This window comes from Sphingopyxis sp. UBA6723 (genome assembly GCF_002454115.1).
Lineage (GTDB): Bacteria > Pseudomonadota > Alphaproteobacteria > Sphingomonadales > Sphingomonadaceae > Sphingopyxis.
The window spans coordinates 160-20,597 of record NZ_DKIH01000001.1 but is presented as its reverse complement, the minus strand read 5'-3'; the positions used below and the strand labels follow the sequence as shown (position 1 = coordinate 20,597).

23 protein-coding genes, 1 tRNA gene and 1 pseudogene (1 of these 25 running past the window's edge) are annotated in these 20,438 nt (G+C 65.5%); 9 read left to right on the top strand and 16 right to left on the bottom strand.

The window, feature by feature from the left end:
* Window positions 1-36: 36 nt before the first annotated feature.
* From B4F07_RS00125 to B4F07_RS00105, 5 genes are all read right to left on the bottom strand, one after another.
* Window positions 37-1,266 carry a hypothetical protein gene (locus B4F07_RS00125; protein ID WP_293699195.1) on the bottom strand — a complete coding sequence of 410 codons (1,230 nt, stop codon included), beginning with the start codon at window positions 1,264-1,266 and terminating at the stop codon, window positions 37-39.
* Between the two features lie 162 nt (window positions 1,267-1,428).
* Window positions 1,429-2,871 carry a metalloprotease TldD gene (gene tldD / locus B4F07_RS00120; protein ID WP_293699192.1) on the bottom strand — a complete coding sequence of 481 codons (1,443 nt, stop codon included), beginning with the start codon at window positions 2,869-2,871 and terminating at the stop codon, window positions 1,429-1,431.
* Window positions 2,872-2,913: 42 nt separating this feature from the next.
* On the bottom strand, window positions 2,914-3,432 hold the full coding sequence (locus tag B4F07_RS00115; RefSeq protein WP_293699189.1) for a DUF4402 domain-containing protein: 519 nt from the start codon (window positions 3,430-3,432) through the stop codon (window positions 2,914-2,916).
* Window positions 3,433-3,563: 131 nt separating this feature from the next.
* Window positions 3,564-3,761: a zinc-finger domain-containing protein gene (locus B4F07_RS00110; RefSeq protein ID WP_293699187.1), complete on the bottom strand. Its 198-nt coding sequence runs from the start codon at window positions 3,759-3,761 to the stop codon at window positions 3,564-3,566.
* 142 nt (window positions 3,762-3,903) lie between these two features.
* Entirely contained in the window at window positions 3,904-4,464 is a 561-nt protein-coding gene (locus B4F07_RS00105; protein WP_293699184.1) for a DUF4402 domain-containing protein, read from the bottom strand.
* 112 nt (window positions 4,465-4,576) lie between these two features.
* On the opposite strand from B4F07_RS00105, the gene B4F07_RS00100 reads away from it, so the two are divergent.
* The gene (locus B4F07_RS00100) at window positions 4,577-5,497 is read left to right on the top strand and encodes an ABC transporter ATP-binding protein (protein WP_293699181.1); all 921 of its coding nucleotides are present in this window, start codon (window positions 4,577-4,579) and stop codon (window positions 5,495-5,497) included.
* Window positions 5,498-5,501: 4 nt separating this feature from the next.
* On the opposite strand, the gene B4F07_RS00095 is transcribed toward B4F07_RS00100, so the two are convergent.
* Entirely contained in the window at window positions 5,502-6,320 is an 819-nt protein-coding gene (locus tag B4F07_RS00095) for an endonuclease/exonuclease/phosphatase family protein (RefSeq protein WP_293699179.1), read from the bottom strand.
* Window positions 6,321-6,393: 73 nt separating this feature from the next.
* On the opposite strand from B4F07_RS00095, the gene nadB reads away from it, so the two are divergent.
* The gene (gene nadB / locus B4F07_RS00090; protein ID WP_293699176.1) at window positions 6,394-7,971 is read left to right on the top strand and encodes an L-aspartate oxidase; all 1,578 of its coding nucleotides are present in this window, start codon (window positions 6,394-6,396) and stop codon (window positions 7,969-7,971) included.
* Window positions 7,972-8,021: 50 nt separating this feature from the next.
* On the opposite strand, the gene B4F07_RS00085 is transcribed toward nadB, so the two are convergent.
* From B4F07_RS00085 to B4F07_RS00070, 4 genes are read right to left on the bottom strand one after another with little or no spacing between them, the layout of a single operon-like run.
* A complete protein-coding gene (locus B4F07_RS00085) occupies window positions 8,022-8,414 on the bottom strand; it encodes a GxxExxY protein (protein WP_293699173.1) in 393 nt (130 codons plus the stop codon).
* 43 nt (window positions 8,415-8,457) lie between these two features.
* The gene (locus tag B4F07_RS00080; protein ID WP_293699170.1) at window positions 8,458-8,703 is read right to left on the bottom strand and encodes a GlsB/YeaQ/YmgE family stress response membrane protein; all 246 of its coding nucleotides are present in this window, start codon (window positions 8,701-8,703) and stop codon (window positions 8,458-8,460) included.
* On the bottom strand, window positions 8,700-9,905 hold the full coding sequence (locus tag B4F07_RS00075) for a M20 metallopeptidase family protein (protein ID WP_293699167.1): 1,206 nt from the start codon (window positions 9,903-9,905) through the stop codon (window positions 8,700-8,702). The genes B4F07_RS00080 and B4F07_RS00075 overlap by 4 nt, the downstream gene beginning before the upstream one ends.
* A complete protein-coding gene (locus B4F07_RS00070; RefSeq protein WP_293699164.1) occupies window positions 9,886-10,845 on the bottom strand; it encodes an acyl-CoA desaturase in 960 nt (319 codons plus the stop codon). Before B4F07_RS00070 ends, B4F07_RS00075 begins: the two co-directional genes overlap by 20 nt.
* Window positions 10,846-10,928: 83 nt before the next feature.
* Between B4F07_RS00070 and B4F07_RS00065 the strand changes: the two genes are divergently transcribed.
* The gene (locus B4F07_RS00065; RefSeq protein ID WP_293699161.1) at window positions 10,929-11,243 is read left to right on the top strand and encodes a metalloregulator ArsR/SmtB family transcription factor; all 315 of its coding nucleotides are present in this window, start codon (window positions 10,929-10,931) and stop codon (window positions 11,241-11,243) included.
* A gap of 11 nt (window positions 11,244-11,254) precedes the next feature.
* On the opposite strand, the gene B4F07_RS00060 is transcribed toward B4F07_RS00065, so the two are convergent.
* The gene (locus B4F07_RS00060; RefSeq protein WP_293699158.1) at window positions 11,255-11,893 is read right to left on the bottom strand and encodes a ferric reductase-like transmembrane domain-containing protein; all 639 of its coding nucleotides are present in this window, start codon (window positions 11,891-11,893) and stop codon (window positions 11,255-11,257) included.
* A gap of 74 nt (window positions 11,894-11,967) precedes the next feature.
* Between B4F07_RS00060 and B4F07_RS00055 the strand changes: the two genes are divergently transcribed.
* Window positions 11,968-12,294, top strand: a complete 327-nt coding sequence (locus tag B4F07_RS00055; RefSeq protein ID WP_293699155.1) for a PadR family transcriptional regulator — start codon at window positions 11,968-11,970, stop codon at window positions 12,292-12,294.
* Window positions 12,291-12,887, top strand: coding sequence for an HAAS signaling domain-containing protein (locus B4F07_RS00050; protein WP_293699153.1), 597 nt, complete (start codon window positions 12,291-12,293; stop codon window positions 12,885-12,887). Before B4F07_RS00055 ends, B4F07_RS00050 begins: the two co-directional genes overlap by 4 nt.
* On the opposite strand, the gene B4F07_RS00045 is transcribed toward B4F07_RS00050, so the two are convergent.
* Window positions 12,884-14,059, bottom strand: a complete 1,176-nt coding sequence (locus B4F07_RS00045) for an acyl-CoA dehydrogenase family protein (protein WP_293699150.1) — start codon at window positions 14,057-14,059, stop codon at window positions 12,884-12,886. The genes B4F07_RS00050 and B4F07_RS00045 overlap by 4 nt on opposite strands.
* Window positions 14,060-14,280: 221 nt before the next feature.
* Between B4F07_RS00045 and B4F07_RS00040 the strand changes: the two genes are divergently transcribed.
* Entirely contained in the window at window positions 14,281-15,537 is a 1,257-nt protein-coding gene (locus tag B4F07_RS00040) for a dipeptidase (RefSeq protein ID WP_293699147.1), read from the top strand.
* Window positions 15,538-15,640: 103 nt separating this feature from the next.
* Here the strand turns inward: B4F07_RS00040 and B4F07_RS00035 are convergent, their stop codons facing one another.
* Together B4F07_RS00035 and B4F07_RS00030 are read right to left on the bottom strand one after the other, a co-directional pair.
* Window positions 15,641-16,048, bottom strand: a complete 408-nt coding sequence (locus B4F07_RS00035) for a DoxX family protein (protein ID WP_293699144.1) — start codon at window positions 16,046-16,048, stop codon at window positions 15,641-15,643.
* Window positions 16,045-17,349 (bottom strand): FAD-dependent oxidoreductase, encoded by a 1,305-nt coding sequence (locus B4F07_RS00030; protein WP_293699141.1) that lies wholly within the window; start codon window positions 17,347-17,349, stop codon window positions 16,045-16,047. Before B4F07_RS00030 ends, B4F07_RS00035 begins: the two co-directional genes overlap by 4 nt.
* Window positions 17,350-17,507: 158 nt before the next feature.
* Here B4F07_RS00030 and B4F07_RS00025 point away from each other — a divergent pair.
* Window positions 17,508-17,581: transfer RNA gene (locus B4F07_RS00025), tRNA-Gln, on the top strand.
* Between the two features lie 100 nt (window positions 17,582-17,681).
* Here B4F07_RS00025 and B4F07_RS00020 read toward each other — a convergent pair.
* Complete coding sequence (locus B4F07_RS00020) at window positions 17,682-18,545, bottom strand: helix-turn-helix transcriptional regulator (protein WP_293699138.1); 864 nt, start codon at window positions 18,543-18,545, stop codon at window positions 17,682-17,684.
* 121 nt (window positions 18,546-18,666) lie between these two features.
* Between B4F07_RS00020 and B4F07_RS00015 the strand changes: the two genes are divergently transcribed.
* The gene (locus B4F07_RS00015) at window positions 18,667-19,440 is read left to right on the top strand and encodes an SDR family oxidoreductase (protein ID WP_293704312.1); all 774 of its coding nucleotides are present in this window, start codon (window positions 18,667-18,669) and stop codon (window positions 19,438-19,440) included.
* A gap of 155 nt (window positions 19,441-19,595) precedes the next feature.
* Window positions 19,596-20,089 (top strand): annotated as a pseudogene (locus B4F07_RS00010) (peptide deformylase).
* 12 nt (window positions 20,090-20,101) lie between these two features.
* Here B4F07_RS00010 and B4F07_RS00005 read toward each other — a convergent pair.
* Window positions 20,102-20,438 carry the 3' portion of an ABC transporter substrate-binding protein gene (locus B4F07_RS00005; RefSeq protein ID WP_422663578.1) on the bottom strand. It continues 125 nt past the right edge of the window, so 337 of the gene's 462 nt are visible here — the last part of the coding sequence; its start codon lies beyond the right edge, outside the window; its stop codon occupies window positions 20,102-20,104.

The window sequence follows — 20,438 nt, the reverse complement described above, 5'->3', positions numbered from 1 at the left end:
ATGCACCGGCGCGCGTGAACAGAGCCTGACCGCCGGTCAGCACGCCCCGTCGGGCAGCGGAATACCCAGCGGGCCTTTGCACTTCTTCTTTTTCGCGGGCGCTTCGGGGGTGCCGCCCGCGGTGCCCGATCCGCCCATGCCGCCGAAATCGGCGCCGATCAGCAGGCTGGTGTGCGAACGGAAACGGACCTTCGCGGTCCAGTCGATGTTCCACACCGCATTGCCCGCGGGTTTCGGCGGATAGGAGAAATTGGCCTCGGGACCAAAGGCGTTGAGGTTGCCGAACATCATCTCGCCGGACGCCTTTTTGACCTCGGCCGGAATTGCGCAGCTTGTCTGTGCAGGCGGCATCACGACCTTTTTCGCCACCAGGCCCGCAACGGTCGCGGGCGGCAGCCAGTCCCACAGCCCGCCGCCGAATTCGCGCGCGTTGCTGCTCGTCCACCACACCATGTCGCCGTTCCCGCCGCCGCGGTCCATGCCGCCGAACGCCCAGGCGACATAGCCGGTCGCCGGGACCAGCTGGTTCCAGCGGATCATCACCGACCCGTCGCCCTGCATCGTGGTCGACGCGTTGAGCCCAGGCATATAATCCTGTGCGAGGGTGAAATTGATCTCCGGCCCGACATTGCCCACGATCCGGTGTGCGCCGAGCAGCGAGGATCCCGACGCAGGCTGTTTCGACGATTTGCTGTTCGGCCAACCGGCATAGGATTTGCTGTTGGTCGTCATCACTTCGCGAATGCGCGGCACCGTGGTGGTGTAGAGGTTCGGCGGCATCTGACCCGCGGCGAGCTTGGCGAAATCGATGATCACCGGCTGCCCCGGACCCGCCTTGGCGCCGCAGCCCCAGAACAGCAGCAGGCGGCCCTTGGGGCGCTCGAAATCCTTGGGCATTTCATTGCCGTCTTCGCGCTCGCGCGGCTTGCCGGGTTCGGGGCCGAGCAGCGGCACCGATTTGCCGAGCTTGGCCTGCGGCAGAAAGAAATGATCGGCCTTGACCGGCGGCGCGGTCGGCGTCTGGTTCGACCCCAGCCGCAGTTCCAGCGTGTGCGCGACCTTGCCGTCGGGCCCGCCGCCGAACATCATCCCCATCATATTGCCGACCCCGCGCCCGCCCGCCGCCATCGCGGCAAAGCCCGACGCGGTCGCGACGTCCATTTCATAGCGTTCGACAGGACCGGTGGTTTTTTGCGCCGAACCCGGCACGGCGGCAAGCATCGCGGCGATGGCGGCGACGGAAACAAAACGCAGACTCGAACGCATGAACATCCTCCCTGTTGCCGGGGGAGACCCGGCGGATAATGCGGCCCGATTTCTTTTCTGTTGGAAGGACTATAGGCGCGGGAAAGCGGCACGCCAAGTGAGGTGCGTCACAGGTTTTTCGTCATTGCTTCGCTTCGCTCGCAATGACGCGTGTTCGAGGTGCTACGCCGTCCCGCCCACCGTCAGCCCGCTGACCAGCAAGGTCGGCTGGCCGACGCCCGCGGGGACGCTCTGGCCGCCCTTGCCGCAGATGCCGATGCCTTCGTCGATCGCCATGTCGTTGCCGATGCCCATGACCTTGGTCAGCACGCTCGGCCCGTCGCCGATCAGGGTCGCGCCCTTGATCGAATCGCCCAGCTTGCCATTCTCGATCTTGTACGCCTCGGTGCAGCTGAAAACGAATTTGCCCGACACGATGTCGACCTGTCCGCCGCCAAAGCTTTTGGCGAAAATGCCGTTCTTGACGCGCGATAACAGCTCGGCGGGATCGTCGTTGCCGCCGCGCATGAATGTGTTGGTCATTCGCGGCATCGGCGCGTGGGCGAAACTTTCGCGCCGCCCGTTGCCGGTGGGTTCGACCCCCATCAGGCGCGCGTTGAGGCGGTCCTGCATATAGCCCTTGAGGATGCCATCCTCGATCAGCACTGTCTCGCCGGTCGGGGTGCCTTCGTCGTCGATGCTGAGCGAACCGCGGCGGCCGCCGCCGACCGGGCTGTCCATCGCGCCGTCGTCGACCACCGTCACGCCGGGCGCGGCGACGCGCTGGCCGATGCGGCCCGAAAAGGCGCTGGTGCCCTTGCGGTTGAAATCGCCCTCGAGCCCGTGGCCGACCGCTTCGTGCAGCAGCACGCCGGGCCAGCCGGGGCCGAGTAGCACGGTGAATTCGCCCGCGGGGGCGTCGACCGCGCGCAGATTGACGAGCGCCTGCGCCAGCGCCTCGTCGATCGCGCGGTTCCACTGCGCGGGTTCGAACAGATGGTCGTACATATAGCGTCCGCCGAGCCCGAACACGCCGGTTTCGCGGCGGCCATTTTCCTCGACGACGATCGAGACGTTGAGGCGGACGAGCGGGCGGATGTCAGTCGCGAGGAAACCGTCGGCGCGGACGATCTCGACCACTGACCAGCTGCCCGCAAGGCTGACCGACACCTGCGCGATGCGCGGGTCGCGGGCGCGCGCTGCGGCATCGATTTCCTGGCACAGCGCGACCTTTTTCGCGAAGGGGATCAGGTCGAGCGGGTTCGCCTCGTCATACAGATGCCGGTTGGTGCGCGGCGGCGGCGGCGCGTGCGGCTGGCTGGCGGGATCGAGCAGCGCCAGCGTCTCGGCAGCGCGGCGGATCGCCCCGGCACTGATGTCGCTGGCATGGGCAAAGCCCGTCATCTCGCCCGACACCGCGCGCAGCCCGAAGCCGGCGTCGGTCGAATAATCGGCGGTCTTGAGCCGTCCGTCGTCGAACCCGAAGCTCTCGGTCGCGCGATATTGCAGGTACAGTTCGCCGTCGTCGGCCTTCGCCAAGGCTTCACGCGCGAGCGCCTGCGCCAAATCGGGGTCGAGCGCGTCGGCGCGATAGAGGAAGCGGCGGGGGTCGGTGGGACTGGTCATGCGACCGATATAGGCACGCCGCACCGGAGGCGCAAACCGCCGTCAGAGATAATTGACCGTGAGCGTGAAGGTGCCGCTGTAATCGCCGGGCGCTTGGTTGGCAGGAACGGTAAGCGTGCCGCCGATAAAATAAGTCTGGACCCCGCTGGGCAGCAGCGTGCCGCCAAGCAGCGCGATGCCGCCCCCGCTCGTGCTCGCGGCGCGGACCAGGCTCGCGGTCATGCTGGGCGCGCCGCCCCCTATGCGCGCGAGCGTCACCGACGTGCTGCCCGATACGGTGATCAGCAGGATGCCGCCGGTGCCCTGGAAAATCGCGCGCTGCGAAGCGGTGCCGACCGGGGTGACGCCCCCGGTGGCAGTGCGCGCACCGGTGACGGCGTTGACCGAGACGGTGCCGACGGTCGCACCGCTGATCAACGTCCCGAAATTGAGATCGTCGGTCTTGATCAGCGAATTGGGGCGGACCACTGCGGCATTGGCCGTGACATTGGTGTCGGCAGCATAGGCTGGCGCACACAGCGCCATACTGGCCGTCGCAACGGCGATGGTCAGGGCGCGCAACGCGTCCCGACGATGTCTGGTCCCTCGAATCCCCACAGATTCTGCTCCTGTCTGGCACATTTATGCCAGCGGGACGTGAGTCGAAGATGCATGGGCGTGGTAAAGAGGGCGTTTACATCTGGCCCCACAGATCAGGCGTGATCGGCCACGCCGCCGATCAGAATGAAGCGCCGGTCGCAATAGCCGCAATCGGCGAACCCTGCGTCGGGGTCGATTTCCAGCCATACCCGCGGGTGGCCGAGTGCGGCGTCGGCAAGGCCGTCGCCAGTGCCGTCGCAGGCGATGCGGGGTTTCGGAGTGCGGATGGTTTCGGGCGCGGGCTGGGTCATCGACCGCGCCCATAGCAAGCGCGCGGGGCAGGAGCAATCGGGGTCTGCGTCGCAGTGCTAGGGGGTGGAGTCATGCGGCACCGGCCAGCATTCTTGCGAATACAGGTGGTCATCCGGTGCCGCTTCTTCCCCCACAGAAGGTCTAAAGATAGTTGAGTGTGATCGTGAACGTGCCGCTGTAATCGCCCGGCGCCTGATTGGCGCCAACCTCGAGCGTCGCGCCGACCGGGAAATTATAGTTGCCGAGCGGCGAGGTGATTCGGAAGCGCGTTGGCGAGGTCGAGAGGACCGCGGTCGGGGTGCTGCCGATTTCGAACGTCCGCGCGCGCATTCGCACCCCCGGACCGTTGAGCCAGATCGTGTTCGATCCGAGCGAGATATTGACCTCGCGATTGAGGCTGCCGAGTCCCGCGAAGCGCGCGGGCTCGCCGCCATTGCCAGCGAGCGTCACGCCGCCGGTGCGGCTGCGCGAACCATCGGGTTCCAGCGTCACCGTGCCGGCGACATTCGACGGAATGATGTCGCCAAAGTTGAGGTCGTTGACCTTGAAGAAAGAGAGCGGCCGCAGCACGATCGCCTCGCTCTGCGCTTGCGCCGTTTGCTGGGCATAAGCCGGCGCGGCGACGGCCGGGGCCATCATCAGCGCGCAGGCAGCGATGCCGCGCAGCGCGAACTGCGGGTTTTGGGTGTGTCTGGTCCTCACATCCCCGGTCCTAACGGGGAATTTCCAACATAGCGTTAACACGGTGCTGGGCAAAAGGCGGCAAGGCGATGGGGGCTTTTACGCGCGCAGGTGCGCGGCTATGGCAACCGCCATGACCGAAGCCGCCATCCGCATCGACGCCGTTTCCAAAACCTATGCTGGCGGCAAGCAGGCGCTCGACAATGTCAGCTTCGACGTCCCGCGCGGCCAGATTTTTGGGCTGCTCGGGCCTAATGGCGCGGGCAAATCGACGCTGATCAATATCCTGGCGGGGCTGGTCAACAAGACGAGCGGCAGCGCGAGCATCTGGGGCTTCGACATCGACGCCGACCCGCGCAACGCCAAATACTCGATCGGCATCGTGCCGCAGGAAATCGTCTTCGATCCCTTTTTCACGCCGTTCGAGACGCTCGAGAATCAGGCGGGGCTATATGGGGTACCCAAAGCGAAACGCATTTCGGACGACCTGCTCGCCGCGGTGCATCTGTCGGACAAGCGCGACGCCTATGCCCGCACGCTGTCGGGCGGGATGAAGCGCCGCCTGCTCGTTGCCAAGGCGATGGTCCACTCGCCGCCGATCATCGTTCTCGACGAGCCGACCGCGGGGGTCGATATCGAGCTGCGCCAGCAGCTCTGGTCCTATGTCCAGTCGCTCAACGACCGCGGCGTGACCGTCGTGCTGACGACGCACTACCTCGAAGAAGCCGAGGAATTGTGCGACCGGATCGCGATCATCAACCATGGCAGACTGATCGCGAACAAGCCGACCCGCGAGCTGGTCGACATGGCACGCGAAAAGATCGTCGTGGTGACGCTCGATGCCGACATCACCGACCTGCCGACCCACCCGGCCTTCGAAAAGATCGAACGCGAGGGGACGCGCGGCCTCGCGATCAGCTACAACAAGGACCGCATGAACGCAGGCGAAGTGCTCGCCGCGGTCAATGCGATGGGCCACGGCATCGTCGACGTGTCGACCCGCGAGGCTGATCTGGAAGACGTATTCCTCAATCTGACGCGTAGCGCCGCCTGACCGCTCAGCGCCGGGTCAGGCGCGCTGCGACCCCGAAATGATCGGATGGATATTCGCCGTTCACCGCCTGATCGCCGATGATCCGTGCAGCGGTGACCGCAAAGGCGGCGGATTCGGCGAAAATATGGTCGATCACCCGCGGCTGGTGGCCGCGTGCGGGGTTGAGCGTCGTCGCCACCGCCCCCTGCGGCAACGCCGACACGAAGCGCGGCGGCCCCATCGCGCGCAGCGCTGAATCGTCGAGCGGTGCGTTGAAATCGCCCATCACAACCAGCGGCACCCCGTCGATCGGCAACCAGGCGATCAGGTCGGCGAGCTGCTCGGCGCGCACCGCGCCTGCGTCGGGCTGCCACGCAAGATGAGTGGCGACGATGTCGACCGATCCAGCCGTGGTTCGCACGCGCACGCGGATCGCGGTGCGCGAATCGGATAAGGGGGTAAGCTTGCGCCGCGCGACTTCGATCACCGGCAGGCGGGTGAGGATTGCATTGCCATAGCGTTTTGGTGCGCCCTCGGGCTCGACCGCGACGAAATGGACGTGGCGGTAGCCAAGGGCGCGGGCGATGGTGTCGGCCTGGTTGGGCAGTTCCTTGCGCTTATCTTCCAGCACTTCCTGCAAGGCGATGACATCGGCGTCAGCGTCGCGCAGCGCCGCCGTGAGCAGCGCGAGCCGCGCCGGCCATGGTGCGGCATCGTGCCAGATGTTGAAGGTAACGACGCTCAGGTCGCGCGCCGCGCGCCGCCCGCCGGTCGCGCAGCCGACAAGTGGCAGCGCCGCAATCGCGGCGATCAGGCTCCGCCGCCCAAGCCCGGCTTTATCCATGACGACAATTCCCCTTGACGGCGACCATCGATCCCCCCTGTCACGCCGCGTCCTGCTGTGCAACAGAGGCGCCATGAGTGAATATGATGTCATCATTGTCGGGTCCGGCGCCGCCGGACTGACCGCAGCGATCGCGCTGGCCGATCATTGCAAGGTGCTGGTGCTGGCCAAAGGCGAGCTGACCGGCGGATCGACCGCCTGGGCGCAGGGCGGGATCGCCGCGGTGCTCGACGCGGGTGACACGTTCGAAAATCATATCGACGACACGATGGTCGCGGGCGCCGGGCTCAACCGGCGCGAGACGGTCGAGTTCGTCGTCGAAAATGCGCCCGCCTCGATCGAACGCCTCGTCGAAATGGGTGTCCCGTTCAACAAGGATGCCGAGGCGCTGCACCTGACGCGCGAGGGCGGGCATTCGCACCGCCGCATCGTCCATGTCGACGACGCGACCGGCTGGGCGGTGCAGGCGGCGCTGCTCAAGACCGCCGCGGCGCATCCGAACATCACGCTGCTGCCCGGGCAAGCGTGCGTCGACCTGATCACCGGACGGCACGAGGAACGTTATTCGGGATCGGGCCGCGTCTGGGGCGTCTATGCGCTCGATGAAAAAACGGGGAAGGTCCACGCGCATGTCGGCCGCGCGACGATCCTGGCGAGCGGCGGGACGGGGCGCGTCTATCAATTCTCGACCGCGCCAAGAGGCGCGACCGGCGACGGCATCGCGATGGCGTGGCGCGCGGGCTGCCGCGTGTCGAACATGGAAATGATGCAGTTCCACCCGACCTGCCTGTTCAACCTCGACGTCAAGAATTTCCTGATCACCGAGGCGGTGCGCGGCGAGGGGGGCCTATTGAAACACCCCGAGACCGGCCACCGTTACATGCCCGATTACGACGCGCGCGCCGAACTCGCGCCGCGCGACGTCGTGGCGCGCGCCAACGACGATCAGATCAAGCGCTCGGGGCTCGATTATGTCCATCTCGACATCAGCCACCTCGACCCCGACTTCGTCGCCGGCCATTTCCCGAACATCTATGAAAAGCTGCTGACGCTCGGCATCGACATGACGAAGCAGCCGATCCCGGTTGTTCCGGCGCAGCATTATACCTGCGGCGGCATCTTGATCGACCTCGCCGGACGCACCGACCTGCCGGGGCTCTATGCCGCGGGCGAATGCACCGAAAGCGGCCTCCACGGCGCCAACCGCCTCGCGTCGAACAGCCTGCTCGAATGTTTCGTTTTCGGCGAGGCGGCGGCAAAGGACATTATCGCGCGCTGGGACCAGCTCGAACCGCCCCCCGCGATCCGTCCATGGGACGAAAGCCGCGTCACCGATTCGGACGAAGAGGTGATCATCAAGCAGAACTGGACCGAAATCCGCCGCTTCATGTGGAATTATGTCGGCATTGTGCGCACGACCAAAAGGCTGGAGCGCGCCCAGCACCGCATCCGCCTGCTGACCGACGAGGTCGAGGATTATTACGGCCACTTCCGCGTCACCACCGACCTGATCGAACTGCGCAACCTGCTGCAATGCGCCGATCTGATCGTGAAAAGCGCCCTTCACCGCAAGGAAAGCCGCGGGCTGCATTACACGCTCGACTATCCGGAGATGCTGGCGGAGGCGGTCGATACGGTGCTGGTGCCGTGATGTGGGTTAAGGAAAAATTTCTCACACAAAGACACAAAGAGGGCGTGTGCTCATCTCCCCAAATCGCCGTTCGCGATGCGGCGTACACCCTCTTTGAAGGTGGCTCCGCCAAAATTTATCAGGACGCCGAGCGGCAGGTCGAGCAGGCGTAAGTAAGTCAGCACCTGTTTGCTATGGAGCGGCGAAAGCCGCTCAACCGATTTCAATTCGACGAGCAATTGGCCATTCAGCAACAGATCGGCCCGGAAGCCTTCGGCGAGCTCGATGCCATCATATTTGATCGGGATAGGCTTCTGACGTTCGACGACGATACCGCGTCTTGCCAGTTGATCCGCCAAAATGGCTTCATACGCCGATTCAAGGAGGCCTGGCCCCAAATTCTGATGCAGTCGGAACCCGCAGTCGACGACAAGCCTGGCCAAATCCTCGACGCTTGCAGTCATCGGCACACCTCTTTGTGTCTTTGTGTGAGATAATTTCCTTCTTTTATCCGCCGATGCCGAGCAGCCGGCCAACCAATATCAGCACAATCGCCCCGATCACCGATGCCAAACAGCCCGCGCGGTGGAAGTCGCCGCGGCCGCGTGACGTCGCGAGCCCCGCGAGCAGCGAGCCGCCGATGCCGAGCAGGATCGTCGCGATCCACCCCATCTGCACCGCGCCGGGATAGAAGAAGCGCGCCAGCGCGCCGATGATCAGGCCCGAGATGATCGCGCCGATGATGTTGATCATGCGTTGAATCCTTCGTTCAAAAACCGCTCCGCCAGCGCCGCATGCAGCGCCGCGCCGCGCGCCATCACCTTTTCGTCGAGTACCATGCGGTTCGAGTGCAGGCCGCAGCAGGCGCGCCAGTCGCTGCCCTCGGCGCTCGCGCCCAGCCAGAACATCGCGCCGGGGACTTTTTCGAGCACATAAGAGAAATCCTCGGCGCCCATCACCGGATGGTCCATCGTCAGCCACGCCGCTTCGCCGAACGTCGCTTCGACCACCGACTGGCCGAACGCAACCGCGCGGCTGTCACAGATGGTGACCGGAAAGCCCTCGTCGATCTGCACCTCGGCGGTGCAGCCATGCGCCTCGGCGATCGCGGGGGCGAGGCGTTTCAGCTCGCGCGCCACCATCGCGCGGCGCTCGGGCGACAGCGTGCGGATCGTGCCGAGCATCGCTGCCGTCTCGGGAATGATATTGTTCGTTGTCCCGGCGCTGATCTTGGCAATCGTCACCACGGCGGGATCGAACACCGACACGCGGCGCGTCACCATCGTCTGGATGGCGGTGACGATCGCGCAGGCGACGGGGATCGGGTCGATCGCATCGTGCGGCATCGAGGCATGCCCGCCCGCGCCCTTGACGGTGATCGACAGCACGTCGGACGAAGCGAGCAGCGGTCCGGCGCGCGACGCGAAAATCCCGTGCGGCGCGTTGGGCATGATGTGGAGCGCGAAGGCGGCATCGGGCAGCGGATCGATGATCCCGTCGTCCAGCATGAAGCGCGCGCCATGATGACCTTCCTCGCCCGGCTGGAACATGAACATCACCGTTCCGGGGAGCCGATCCCGCGCCGCGCACAGCAGCTTCGCCGCGCCGACGAGCATCGCGACATGCGTATCATGGCCGCACGCATGCATCGCGCCGGTCGTTTCGGAGGTGAAGTCGAGCCCCGTGTCCTCGACCAAAGGCAACGCATCCATGTCGCCGCGCAGCAGCACGGTGCGCCCGTTGGCGGGACCGCGCAGGATTGCAATGAGCCCGGTTGTCGACGGCCCCTCGTGAAATTCGAGTGGCAGCCCGGCGAGCGCATCCTTGATCTTCGCCAGCGTCTTGGGGTTCTGGAGGCCTAGTTCAGGCTCGCGATGAATCGCGCGGCGCAGGTCGACAAGGTCGTCGAGCAGGGTTTCGGCCGCGGCGGGCCAGCTATGTAGGGATGTGTCCATGCGGCGAGTGTGCCGCCAAGCCCGCCTCATGTCGAGCCACCTCGGAAAGACCGGGGCGCCTTCCGAGCGTATCCGGTGTCCGAACGTCCCACATCAATCCAAGCCGCTCGCAAAACCGAATGACGGCATAACCCCAGTCGCTTTGGCCGGGATGCAGCCCGATGCGCGCAGATCCGGGGTAGGCGTGATGGTTGTTGTGCCACGCCTCTCCCATCGTCGGGATTGCGGCCCACGGAACATCGAACGCCTGCACTCCATGCGCATCGACCGTCCAGCGCTGAGGGCCGCGATTGTGCGCGAGATGGCCGACAAGCCAGTGCCCGTGGTTGGCGACCGCCACGCGCGCCGCAACGCCCCACACGACCCAGCCCCAGCCGCCGATCGCAAACAGGACGACCGCGACCGGCAGCTGTTGCCAACGCCATGTCGCTTCGAGCCAGCGATAGAAGGGGTCGCGGTCGAGTTCGGCGAAATCGAAGCGCGGCGGATTATCAAGGTCGAGACGGCAATAGATCTGCCACCATGCGTCGCGCAGGATATGCGTCTTGTGCGCAAGAAACGGGTGGCAGTCGGCCTGTCGCTGCGCCCAGTCGCGCGTGTCGTGGGCGCGGATTATGCCAAAAGGACCCGCCATGCCGACAAAGGCGCCGAACCAGACCAGCGTGCGCGTCAGCCAGCGCGGCGCGGCAAAGCTGCCGTGGATCATCATCCGGTGATAGCCGATGCTGTGCCCGAGCAGTAGCGCGGCGCCGGTGGTGAGGAAAAACAGGGCCATTGTCGATGGCGTCACGAAGAACGGACCCGCGACCAGTGCAATGACGGCCATCCCGCCATTCCAGACGATGCTGGGCATATCGGCACGCACCTGGCCGTTGAGCGGGTCGGACCCGGGCTCGTCGATCAGAAAATTGACGGCATGGGGATCTTCACTACTGCGCATCGCTAGCTCCTGACAGCGAATAAGTAATTACTTAAATATCTAATCTCTTGTCAAGGGCGCTGTCAGTCGCCATTTGGGTCATCATGGAACGGGTTTTTCAGGCACTGGCATCGACGCCGCGGCGGAAAATTCTCGCCTATCTGGCGCATGCCGAACTCAGCGCGGGGGACATCGCCGCGCGCTTCGAGATGAGTAAACCGGCGGTGTCGCAGCATCTGTCGGTGCTGGAAAATGCCGGACTGATCACCAGCGAAAAGCGTGGCCAGTTTGTCTTTTATCGCTTGGTACCCGACGCGCTGACCAATGTGCTCAACGGCTATGTGCAGGAAGTCTGCCCGGTGTCGCGGCCGCTTAAGGCCGAATCGAGGGCGCTCGCCGACAAGCGCGACGGCCAGTAGCCTCGCCGCGCCTAAGCCAGCGCCGCCGCCCGGCGCTGTTTCCGCCCCGCCACAACGCGCAGCACGATCACCGCGACGACCAGCGCGACTGGCAGGGCATACCAGCCGCTCACCGGGATGCGTTTGCCGTTGGTGAAGATGAAGCTGAGCGCGACGATCCACACGCCCCACCAGTGCAGCCGGCCCCATGCCTTGGGGCCGAGCGCCTTGACCATGCGGTCGAACGAGGTCGCGGCGAGGAGGGCGATGAACAGATAGGCGGTGCCGCCGGTCACGATCGATTTGGGGTTGGTCAGCACCCAGAAGGTGTCGGGGTCGGTTTTCCACAGCGCGATGATCACCAGCGCATGGATGAAATGTGACATCGCAAAGTCAAGCCCGAGCTGGCGCCGGTTGCGGCGCAGCCAGCGGGTGAAGGGGCCGGGCCACAGCTTGAAGGCGGCGGATGCGGCAAAGGCGGCGAGGAACAGGACGAGCGAGGTGCGCGCGGTGGCGCGGATCACCATGCGATAACCGTCGGTGTCCCAGCCGAGGACGAAGAGGAAGCCGAGCGCCATCGCCGCCAGCGCTAGGGTCAGCGTCCAGAACAGCCCCCAGCCTTCGGCCCAGCCCTTGGTCGCAGTCGTTGCCGCGGTTGTTGTCGCCGTCATACATCCTCCGTTTGAAGCCTAGTGACGCTAGGTATAACTTGCATACCTAGCGTTGCAAAGCTAAATCGGCGGGCATGTCTGCGGAAATGCTCAAAGGCCACCTCGACGCCGTGCTGCTCGCCACGATCGGCGACGAGGCCTTGCACGGATATGCGATCATTGAGGCGATCCGCGCGCGTAGTGGGGGCCATTTCGATCTGCCCGAAGGGACGATCTATCCGGCGCTGCACCGGCTCGAACTCGCGGGTCTGCTCGCCAGCCGCTGGGTCCAGCCCGACGGCGGGCGCAAGCGCCGCGTCTATGCGCTGACCGACAGCGGCCGCCAGTCGCTGGTCGAGCGGCGCGCGGGCTGGCAAAGCTTTGCCAGCGGGATCGATCTGGTGCTGGGCGCGCGCACATGAGCGGGCCGATCGCCTCCTATCTCGACGAGCTCGACGATGTGCTGGCGTTCGATCCCCGCCTGTCGCGGCGGGTGCGCGACGAGATCGAATCGCATCTGTGCGACACTGCCGAACAGGTGGGGGAAGCCGACGCAGTGCGGCGCTTCGGGCGCCCCGCCGAAATCGCGCGCGCCTATGCCGAGGCGGCGCTGCCCGACCGGCTGCGGCGCTCGTGCGTCGCCGCAGCGCTGCTCGGCGGCGCGACCTTGCTGCTGATGCGGCTGCGCACGGTCATTCTCGACCTTCCGGGCGGCGGTGATCCGCTGACCTGGTTCGATCGCGGCGGGCTGATCGCGGCGCTGGCGTGCATCGGCGCGGCGTGGTGGATGGCGTCGCGGCGCCGGATCGCGCTGGTACGCCGCTGGCTGCATTTTGCTGCGGGGAGTCTGGCGCTGTCGGTCGGCGCCAGTCTGGTGCGCGCGTTTCAGGGCGCGAGCGGCGATTCGGCGCATGCGCTGATCGTCGGGACCGCGCTGGTCGAATTGCTGCTGCTCGGCGCGCTGATGGCGCAGCTCGCGCGGCTCGACCGTTATGCGCGGCGGCTGGCGGTCTAGCGCTTCCCCCCGAACAACTGCCGCCCGGCCAGGTCCAGCATGATCTCCTCGCTCCCCCCACCGATGGCGTTGACGCGCACCTCGCGGTAGATGCGCTCGACCTTGCTGCCGGTGATATAGGATGCGCCGCCCAGCACCTGCGCCGCCTCGCGTGCGACGGCCTCCAGCATCCGCGTCGCCTGCACCTTCAGCATCGCGAAATCGGCGGGGCGGTCCTTGCCGTTTTTCACCTGCCACGCGGCGAGGTCGACCCACGCCTGCGTCGCCTCGATCTGGCGTTCCATGTCGGCCAGCTTGATGCGGATCGACTGGTGGCCGACCAGCGGCTTGCCGAACGTCTCGCGGTTCTGCGCCCACTCCGCCGCCTCGGCCATCGCGACACGCGCATAGGCGCAGCAGCCCATCGCCATGCCGAGTCGCTCCGAATTGAAGTTCCGCATGATGCCGATAAACCCGCCATTCTCCGGCCCGATCAGGTTGGCCGCGGGAACGCGCACGTCGCTGAAATGGATCGCGGCGGTGTCGCTGCACCGCCAGCCCATCTTGTCGAGCCGCGTGCGCTCGACCCCCGGCGCATCCATATCGATCAGCAGCAGCGAAATGCCCGCCGCGCCCGACCCGCCGGTGCGCACCGCGCAGGTGAGCCAGTCGGCGCGCATCCCCGACGTGATGAACATCTTGCCGCCGTTGACGATATAGTCGGCGCCGTCTTTCACGGCTGTCGTCTTGAGGTTCGCGACGTCGCTGCCCCCACTCGCTTCGGTGATCCCAAGCGCGATGATCTTGTCGCCCGCGAGCACCGGCGGCGCAACGCGCTGTTTCAGCTCCTCGGACCCCAGCGCGAGGATCGGCGGCAGCCCGATACCATGCGTCATCAGCGACGCGCCCAGTCCGCCCGCGCCGACCGCGGCGAGTTCCTCGGTCAGCACCAGCCCATGGAAATTGTCGAAGCCTTCGCTGTGGCCGCCATATTGTTCGGGATAGCGCAGCCCGAGGATGCCCGCCTCGGCGGCCTTTTTGTGCAGCTCGCGCGGCAATTCGCCCTCGGCCTCCCAGCGGTCGATATGCGGCGCGATCTCGCGCTCGACGAAGCGGCGGACGCTCTGGGCCAGCGCCTCATGGGTTTCGTCATAATAGGGCGAACGCGCGCGCCACTCGTCAAAGGCTGTCATGGGGAGGATGCTGCGCGCGGTTGACGTGAACGTCAAGCTCGGTCCTTCGCAGCGAAGCTGCAAGAAGAATGACTCACACAAAGACACAAAGATGGCGGCTCCCTCGCGCGAGCAAACCGCCATCTTTGTGTCTTTGTGTGAGATAAATATGGCGCGACCTATCGGTCGCGCAGATCGTCACGCACTTGCACCGCGCGAACAAGCGGTTAGGGTCGCGCTCCATGAACAACCCCATCCTGCTCGCCGGCCTTGCCGCTCTCGCCCTCATCACCACCCCCGCCGCCGCGCAGAAATCGCCCGAGGCGGTTGCCGAAGCCGCGCTCCAGCGCGCGCCGGTGTTCGACGGACATAATGACGTGCCGTGGGAACTGCGCGGGCAGGTCGGCAATGTCATCAACAACTTCGACTTTCGCGACACCACCAAGCCAAAGCCCGACGGAACGGTGATGCACACCGACATCCAGCGGCTGCGCAAGGGGCGCGTCGGGGCGCAATTCTGGTCCGTCTATGTCCCCTCGAACACCAACGAGCAGCTGGCGGTGCAGCAGACCATTGAACAGATCGATGTCGCGAAGCGGCTGATCGCGCGCTACCCCGCCGACCTGTCGCTGGCTTACAATTCAACCGAACTCCAAAGCCAGATGAAGGCGGGCAAGATCGCCGGGATGCTGGGGATCGAGGGTGGCCAGTCGATCGGCTCGTCGCTCGCCGTGCTGCGCGAAATGTTCGGCATGGGGGTGCGCTACATGACGCTGACCCATGGCAAGAATGTCCCCTGGGCCGACAGCGCGACCGATGCGCCGAAGCATGACGGGCTCACCGATTTCGGGCGCCAGGTGGTGCAGGAAATGAACCGGCTCGGCATGATCGTCGACCTCAGCCACGTCAGCGAAGCGACGATGAAAGACGCGCTGGAGGCGACCAAAGCGCCGGTGATGTTCAGCCATTCGGGGGTGCGCGCGGTCAACGACCATCCGCGCAATGTACCCGATTCGGTGCTGCCCGCGGTCAAGGCCAATGGCGGGATCATCATGGTGGTGTTCTACGCCGCCTTCGTCGATCCCAATTTGCGCGAACATGGGCTGAAGCGGACGGCGGAACGGGCGCGGCTCGACGCGCTCTATCTGGGCAATCCAGCGGGCGCTGCCGCCGCGCTGAAAGCGTGGGATACCGCCAACCCGCCGCCGTCGACGCCGTTGGGCCTGGTCGCCGATCATATCGACCATATCAAAAAGACGATCGGCGTCGATCATATCGGCATCGGCGGCGATTATGATGGCATGGATGCCACGCCCGTCGGGCTGGAGGATGTCACCGGCTATCCGGCGCTGTTCACCGAACTGGCGCGGCGCGGCTATACGCAGGCCGAACTGGAGAAGATTGCCAGCGGTAACATGCTGCGGGTGCTGAAGGCGACCGAAGCCTATGCGGCGAGCCAGAAGGGTCAGCTGCCGATCGAGACGCCGGTGGTGAAGTAAGGCGCATACCCCTCGTCCGTTTGTGCTGAGCTTGTCGAAGCACCGTTCTTCTTTTCGACGTCGCGAAGAAGGACGGCCCTTCGACAGGCTCTGGGCGAACGAATCAGAGGTTATTTTTCGTCCCAAACGGCCACTCCACCGCCTCACTCGCCCACAGCGCCCACCAGATGACCACCGGCTGCAACACCAGCCGCGGTCCGTGGTACCACCAGCTCAAAGTCTCGCCGCCGATCGCGATATTGGCCAGCGCATGGTGGATATTCGCGGGCCACACGCACAGCGCATAGAGTGCCAGCCCCCAGCCCGCGGCCTTGCGAACTTGCGGGATCATCAGCCCGACAGCGCCGAGCAATTCGGCCACCCCGGTCGCCGCGACAACCAGCTCGGGCTGCGGTACCCACGGCGGCGTGATCGCGAGGAACGGGGCGGGGCGCACCAGGTGGAGATAGCCCGCATAGCCATAGGCGAGCGCCAGCAGCCAGCGCAGCGCCGTGCGGACGCGATCTTTCAACGCCCGATGGCTTCCAGCATCGCCTCGACGCTGACAAACTTCTCGCGCGGATGGCCGTCGAGCGCCGCGGCGACCTCGGCCGCCTCGATCCGCCGCCAGTCGGCAAAGGTCACCGGCACCACCCCGCGGCTCGCCAGCAGCGCGTCGAGTCCCGGCCGCCCGGCCTTGCCCGCGCCGCGCCCGACGTCCTCCAGCACCATCTCGGCGATCCGCGCGCCGTCGGGCTTGTTGGTGCCGATCGTCCCCGACGGCCCACGCCGCGCCCAGCCGACGCAGTAAAGGCCGGGCAGGATCCGCCCGCAGTCGTTCGCGAACCGCCCGCGGCCATGCTCATAGGGAACGCCGGGGATCGGCGGCGTCTGATAGCCGATGCAGCTGATCACCAGCCCTGCATCGATCGCATAGGTTTCACCGGTGCCATGGCTGCGCAGCTCGGCATCGAGCGTCGTGCGCTCGACGATGATCCGCTCGGCATGCCCCCCATTGTCTTTGGCGCCCTCGATCGCGACGGGCATCGCAAAAAAGTCGAAATCGATCGTCACAGGCTTGGCGACGGGGTTGGCGGCAAAGCTGCGCAAATGCGTCACCGACTTGCGCATTCCGGGTTCGAGCAGCGCGTCGTCGCCCTCGGGGGGCAGGTCGGCGGGGTCGACGCGCGGGCTGGCGCGCTCCAGATGGCCGAGCTCGCCCAGCTCCTTGGGCGTCATCGCAATCTGGTGCGGGCCGCGGCGGCCAAGGATGTGGATATGGCGCACCGCGCTCGCCGCCAGCTGCGCGCGCGCATGCGCGACGATATCGCTGCCGACAAACTCGGCGGGAGTCTTGGCCAGGATGCGCGCGACGTCCAGTGCGACATTGCCATTGCCAATGACCGCGACCCCGGCGGCGCCCAGCGGCGGGTTCAGGTCGGCGAAATCGGGATGACCATTGTACCAGCCGACAAAGGCGGCGCTGCCGATCACCCCGGGCAGGTCGGCGCCGGGGATCTCCAGCGGCCGGTCGTTCGGCGCCCCCGTCGCCAGCACCACCGCGTCATAGAGTTCGACCAGCTCGTCGATCGTCACGTCGCTGCCGACCGACACATGGCCGACAAAGCGGACATTGTCGGCCAGCGCCGTACCCTCATAACGCCGCGAGACCGCCTTGATCGACTGATGATCGGGCGCCACCCCGGTGCGGATCAGGCCATAGGGGACGGGCAGCCGGTCAATGACATCGACCGCAATATCCTCGGCTTTCTGAAGTGTTTCGGCGGTGTAATAGCCCGCGGGGCCGGACCCGACGATCGCGACATGACGCATCAACCCACTCCTTGCGGGTGTCCGCGCGGGCGCGCGGCCCCTTGTTTGTTGTTGCATGATGCTAGCGGCGAAATGTGGCAGGGCAAGCGACCTTGTGCGGGCAGGCAGAGCGGCCTTGACAGCGCGCCCGCGCAATCATATTGCGCCCGCCTCACGATTGCCCTGTCGTCTAATGGTAAGACTGCGGTTTCTGATACCGCCTATCGAGGTTCGAATCCTCGCGGGGCATCCAATCCTTCTACTGCTGGACGCGGCTTGTCGCTTGCTGAGCACGCGCCGCGCTTTTCCATGATCTTGCGATACTGCTTCGCCGGGAGCGTCCGACTACCCCACTAGCAATGAGCTGTGGCGCGATAGCGCGATGGCGGCATGCCGAAACGCCGTGCAAAGGCCGTCGCAAAATGACTCGGCGTGGCAAAGCCGGTAGCCAGCGCGACCTCGGTGACCGGTTCGGTGGTGTTCCGGAGCCGCCGGGCCGCGTCGTCGAGCCGCATGCGCATCACATATTGCCAGGGCGAGAGGCCGAACGCCTGCTGGAAAGCGCCGGTGAAGCGGCGAACATCCATCCCGACGAGCCCCGCCAGCACGTCAAGACTGTGGCGGGCGTCGAGCTGCCCGCGAATAGCGTCGGCCAGCAGGACCCGGTTGGACGCCGACAGCTGACGGCGCCGCGGACTTTTGGTGCCAGGGCCATAGTGTCGGCAAATATGCCATTCCAGCGCGTCGCCGAGGGCGCGCGCCGCCATCATCGAAAGATCGTCATTTGCACCGCGCAAGAGGTGCGCCAACCGGACGGTGGTGTCGAAAAGACCATCGTCGCGATACTGGACACGCGCCGCAATCGGCGCATCGTCCAGCAGTGCGGTCGGCACGCGGAATTCGACGAATTCGGCCCGTTCGCCCTGCGCCAGCGCTGCATAGCGGCATGCCGCCGGGATGACCCAGACATCGCCGCGCGATGGCAGCGCGCTGCCCGACGGCCCAACCGAAAACTCGCAGTCCATCCGATCGAGTTGTCCGCCCAGATGGACAACGACGATGTGGTGATCCTCCTCGAACGCCCAGTCGGTCGGGCGCGCCAGATTTTCGGCCGCAGCCAGCACACCCAAATGTCCAATCTGCGCCTGATGCCGCGCGAGCACGTCGCGCTGGGACCGCGGCCGGATCCCGTCCCATATCTGTGCGGCTTCGGTCAATCGCCCACCTCGCGAGTCCCCACGACTCGTCTTGCCCAAACCAAAAACTGCGCCGGAATTCGAAAGCGGACAAGGTGAAAGCGTCCTATCCTCTGGAAAACAGACCCAAAGGAGACATTTGATGACCGATCACAGCATTCGAGGTAAAACCGTACTGATCGCGGGGGGCGGCAAGAATCTGGGCGGTCTCATCGCCCGCGATCTGGCCGCGCATGGGGCAAAGGCAATAGCCATCCACTATAATAGCCCGGCCTCTGCGGCCGAAGCCGAGGAAACGCTCGCGGCGGTTCGGGCCGCTGGTGCCGAAGCGGTCAGCTTCCAGGCTGACCTCACGTCTGCGGCCGCGGTCGAAAGGCTTTTTGCCGACACGATCGCCGCGATCGGCCGTCCCGACATCGCGATCAACACCGTTGGAAAAGTGCTCAAAAAGCCCTTCACCGAGATCAGCGAGGCCGAATATGACGAGATGGCCGCGGTGAACGCGAAATCCGCCTTCTTCTTCCTCAAGGAGGCCGGCAAGGCGCTGAACGAGAACGGCAAGGTCACCACCGTAGTGACTTCGCTGCTCGGGGCCTTCACGCCGTTCTATGCCGCCTATGCCGGGATGAAGGCTCCGGTCGAGCACTTCACGCGCGCTGCCTCGAAGGAGTTCGGCGAGCGCGGCATCTCGGTCACCGCGATCGGCCCCGGCCCGATGGACACGCCCTTCTTCTATCCGGCGGAAGGGGCGGATGCGGTCGCCTATCACAAGACCGCGGCGGCCCTGTCGAAGTTCTCGCCGACCGGCCTGACCCATATCGAGGACATCGTCCCCTTCATCCGCTTCCTCGTTTCCGAGGGGTGGTGGATGACCGGCCAGACCATTCTGGTCAACGGTGGCTACACGACGAAGTGAGCGTATCGGACTCCGTCGGTCTCTCGACAGATCGCGATATCGTCATTGGGGAGTACGAGGCGTCGCAGCTCGGGGTGCGTAGAGCGCCGCTGCCCGGCTTGCTACGCTGCGTTCCCCCAAAGGCATCCCAGCAAGGAAAGCACCAAAAAATCGCGATGCCCGTCCGACCAATCCTGAGTTTCCCCGACCCTCGTCTGCGCCTGACCGCGGCCCCCGTCCTGCGTTTCGACGCCGATCTGCGCGCGCTTGCCGACGATCTGCTCGAGACCATGAGGGACGCGCCGGGCATAGGCATCACCGCTCCGCATATCGGCGTCTTGTCGCGGCTCGTGGTGCTCGAGCTCGCGCCGGGCGACGTCCGCATCTATGTCAATCCGGAGCTGGATCAGGTCTCGCGCGAGACCATCCGCCACACCGAGGGCAGCGTCTCGATGCCTGGCGTCACCGATGAGCTCGAACGCCATGCCCGTGTCCGCGTGCCTATCAGGACCTCGACGGGAAGGAACGGAGCGAGGAGGCGGACGGCCTGCTCGCGATCTGCCATCAGCACGAGATCGACCAGCTCGACGGCATCTTCTGGATCGACCGCCTGTCCCGCCTCAAGCGCGATCGGTTGATCGCCCGCTACGCCAAGCTGCGGCGGGGATAGGAGTCGGCAGCCTCACTTCTTGACCAGTGGGCAATCGCCCTCGGCAAGCGGCCGGAAGGCCTGGTCGCCCGGAATGGTGCGGATCAACTTGAGATAATCCCAGGGGTACTTGGATTCCTCGGGCTTCTTGACCTCGAGCACATAGAGGTCGTGCACCATGCGGCCGTCCTCGCGGATCACGCCGTTCTTGGCGAAGAAGTCGTTGACCGGTGTCGCCTTCATCTGCGCGGCGACCTTCTCGGTCTCGGTCGTGCCGGCGGCCTTCAGCGCCTTGAGATAATGCAGGATCGAGGAGTAGGTGCCGGCCTGGCCCATGGTCGGCATCGCCTTGTGGCGCTCGAAGAAGCGC

Bases quoted from the DNA above. Each gene is read 5' to 3' on its own strand.
- B4F07_RS00125 (WP_293699195.1), bottom strand. From the start codon at position 1,266: ATGCGTTCGAGTCTGCGTTTTGTTTCCGTCGCCGCCATCGCCGCGATG.
- B4F07_RS00045 (WP_293699150.1), bottom strand. From the start codon at position 14,059: ATGACAGCCTTTGACGAGTGGCGCGCGCGTTCGCCCTATTATGACGAA.
- B4F07_RS00065 (WP_293699161.1), top strand. From the start codon at position 10,929: ATGGAACGGGTTTTTCAGGCACTGGCATCGACGCCGCGGCGGAAAATT.
- B4F07_RS00085 (WP_293699173.1), bottom strand. From the start codon at position 8,414: ATGACTGCAAGCGTCGAGGATTTGGCCAGGCTTGTCGTCGACTGCGGG.
- B4F07_RS00050 (WP_293699153.1), top strand. From the start codon at position 12,291: ATGAGCGGGCCGATCGCCTCCTATCTCGACGAGCTCGACGATGTGCTG.
- B4F07_RS00055 (WP_293699155.1), top strand. From the start codon at position 11,968: ATGTCTGCGGAAATGCTCAAAGGCCACCTCGACGCCGTGCTGCTCGCC.
- B4F07_RS00030 (WP_293699141.1), bottom strand. From the start codon at position 17,349: ATGCGTCATGTCGCGATCGTCGGGTCCGGCCCCGCGGGCTATTACACC.
- B4F07_RS00070 (WP_293699164.1), bottom strand. From the start codon at position 10,845: ATGCGCAGTAGTGAAGATCCCCATGCCGTCAATTTTCTGATCGACGAG.
- B4F07_RS00100 (WP_293699181.1), top strand. From the start codon at position 4,577: ATGACCGAAGCCGCCATCCGCATCGACGCCGTTTCCAAAACCTATGCT.
- B4F07_RS00040 (WP_293699147.1), top strand. From the start codon at position 14,281: ATGAACAACCCCATCCTGCTCGCCGGCCTTGCCGCTCTCGCCCTCATC.
- B4F07_RS00110 (WP_293699187.1), bottom strand. From the start codon at position 3,761: ATGACCCAGCCCGCGCCCGAAACCATCCGCACTCCGAAACCCCGCATC.
- tldD (WP_293699192.1), bottom strand. From the start codon at position 2,871: ATGACCAGTCCCACCGACCCCCGCCGCTTCCTCTATCGCGCCGACGCG.
- B4F07_RS00015 (WP_293704312.1), top strand. From the start codon at position 18,667: ATGACCGATCACAGCATTCGAGGTAAAACCGTACTGATCGCGGGGGGC.
- nadB (WP_293699176.1), top strand. From the start codon at position 6,394: ATGAGTGAATATGATGTCATCATTGTCGGGTCCGGCGCCGCCGGACTG.
- B4F07_RS00060 (WP_293699158.1), bottom strand. From the start codon at position 11,893: ATGACGGCGACAACAACCGCGGCAACGACTGCGACCAAGGGCTGGGCC.
- B4F07_RS00075 (WP_293699167.1), bottom strand. From the start codon at position 9,905: ATGGACACATCCCTACATAGCTGGCCCGCCGCGGCCGAAACCCTGCTC.
- B4F07_RS00095 (WP_293699179.1), bottom strand. From the start codon at position 6,320: ATGGATAAAGCCGGGCTTGGGCGGCGGAGCCTGATCGCCGCGATTGCG.
- B4F07_RS00080 (WP_293699170.1), bottom strand. From the start codon at position 8,703: ATGATCAACATCATCGGCGCGATCATCTCGGGCCTGATCATCGGCGCG.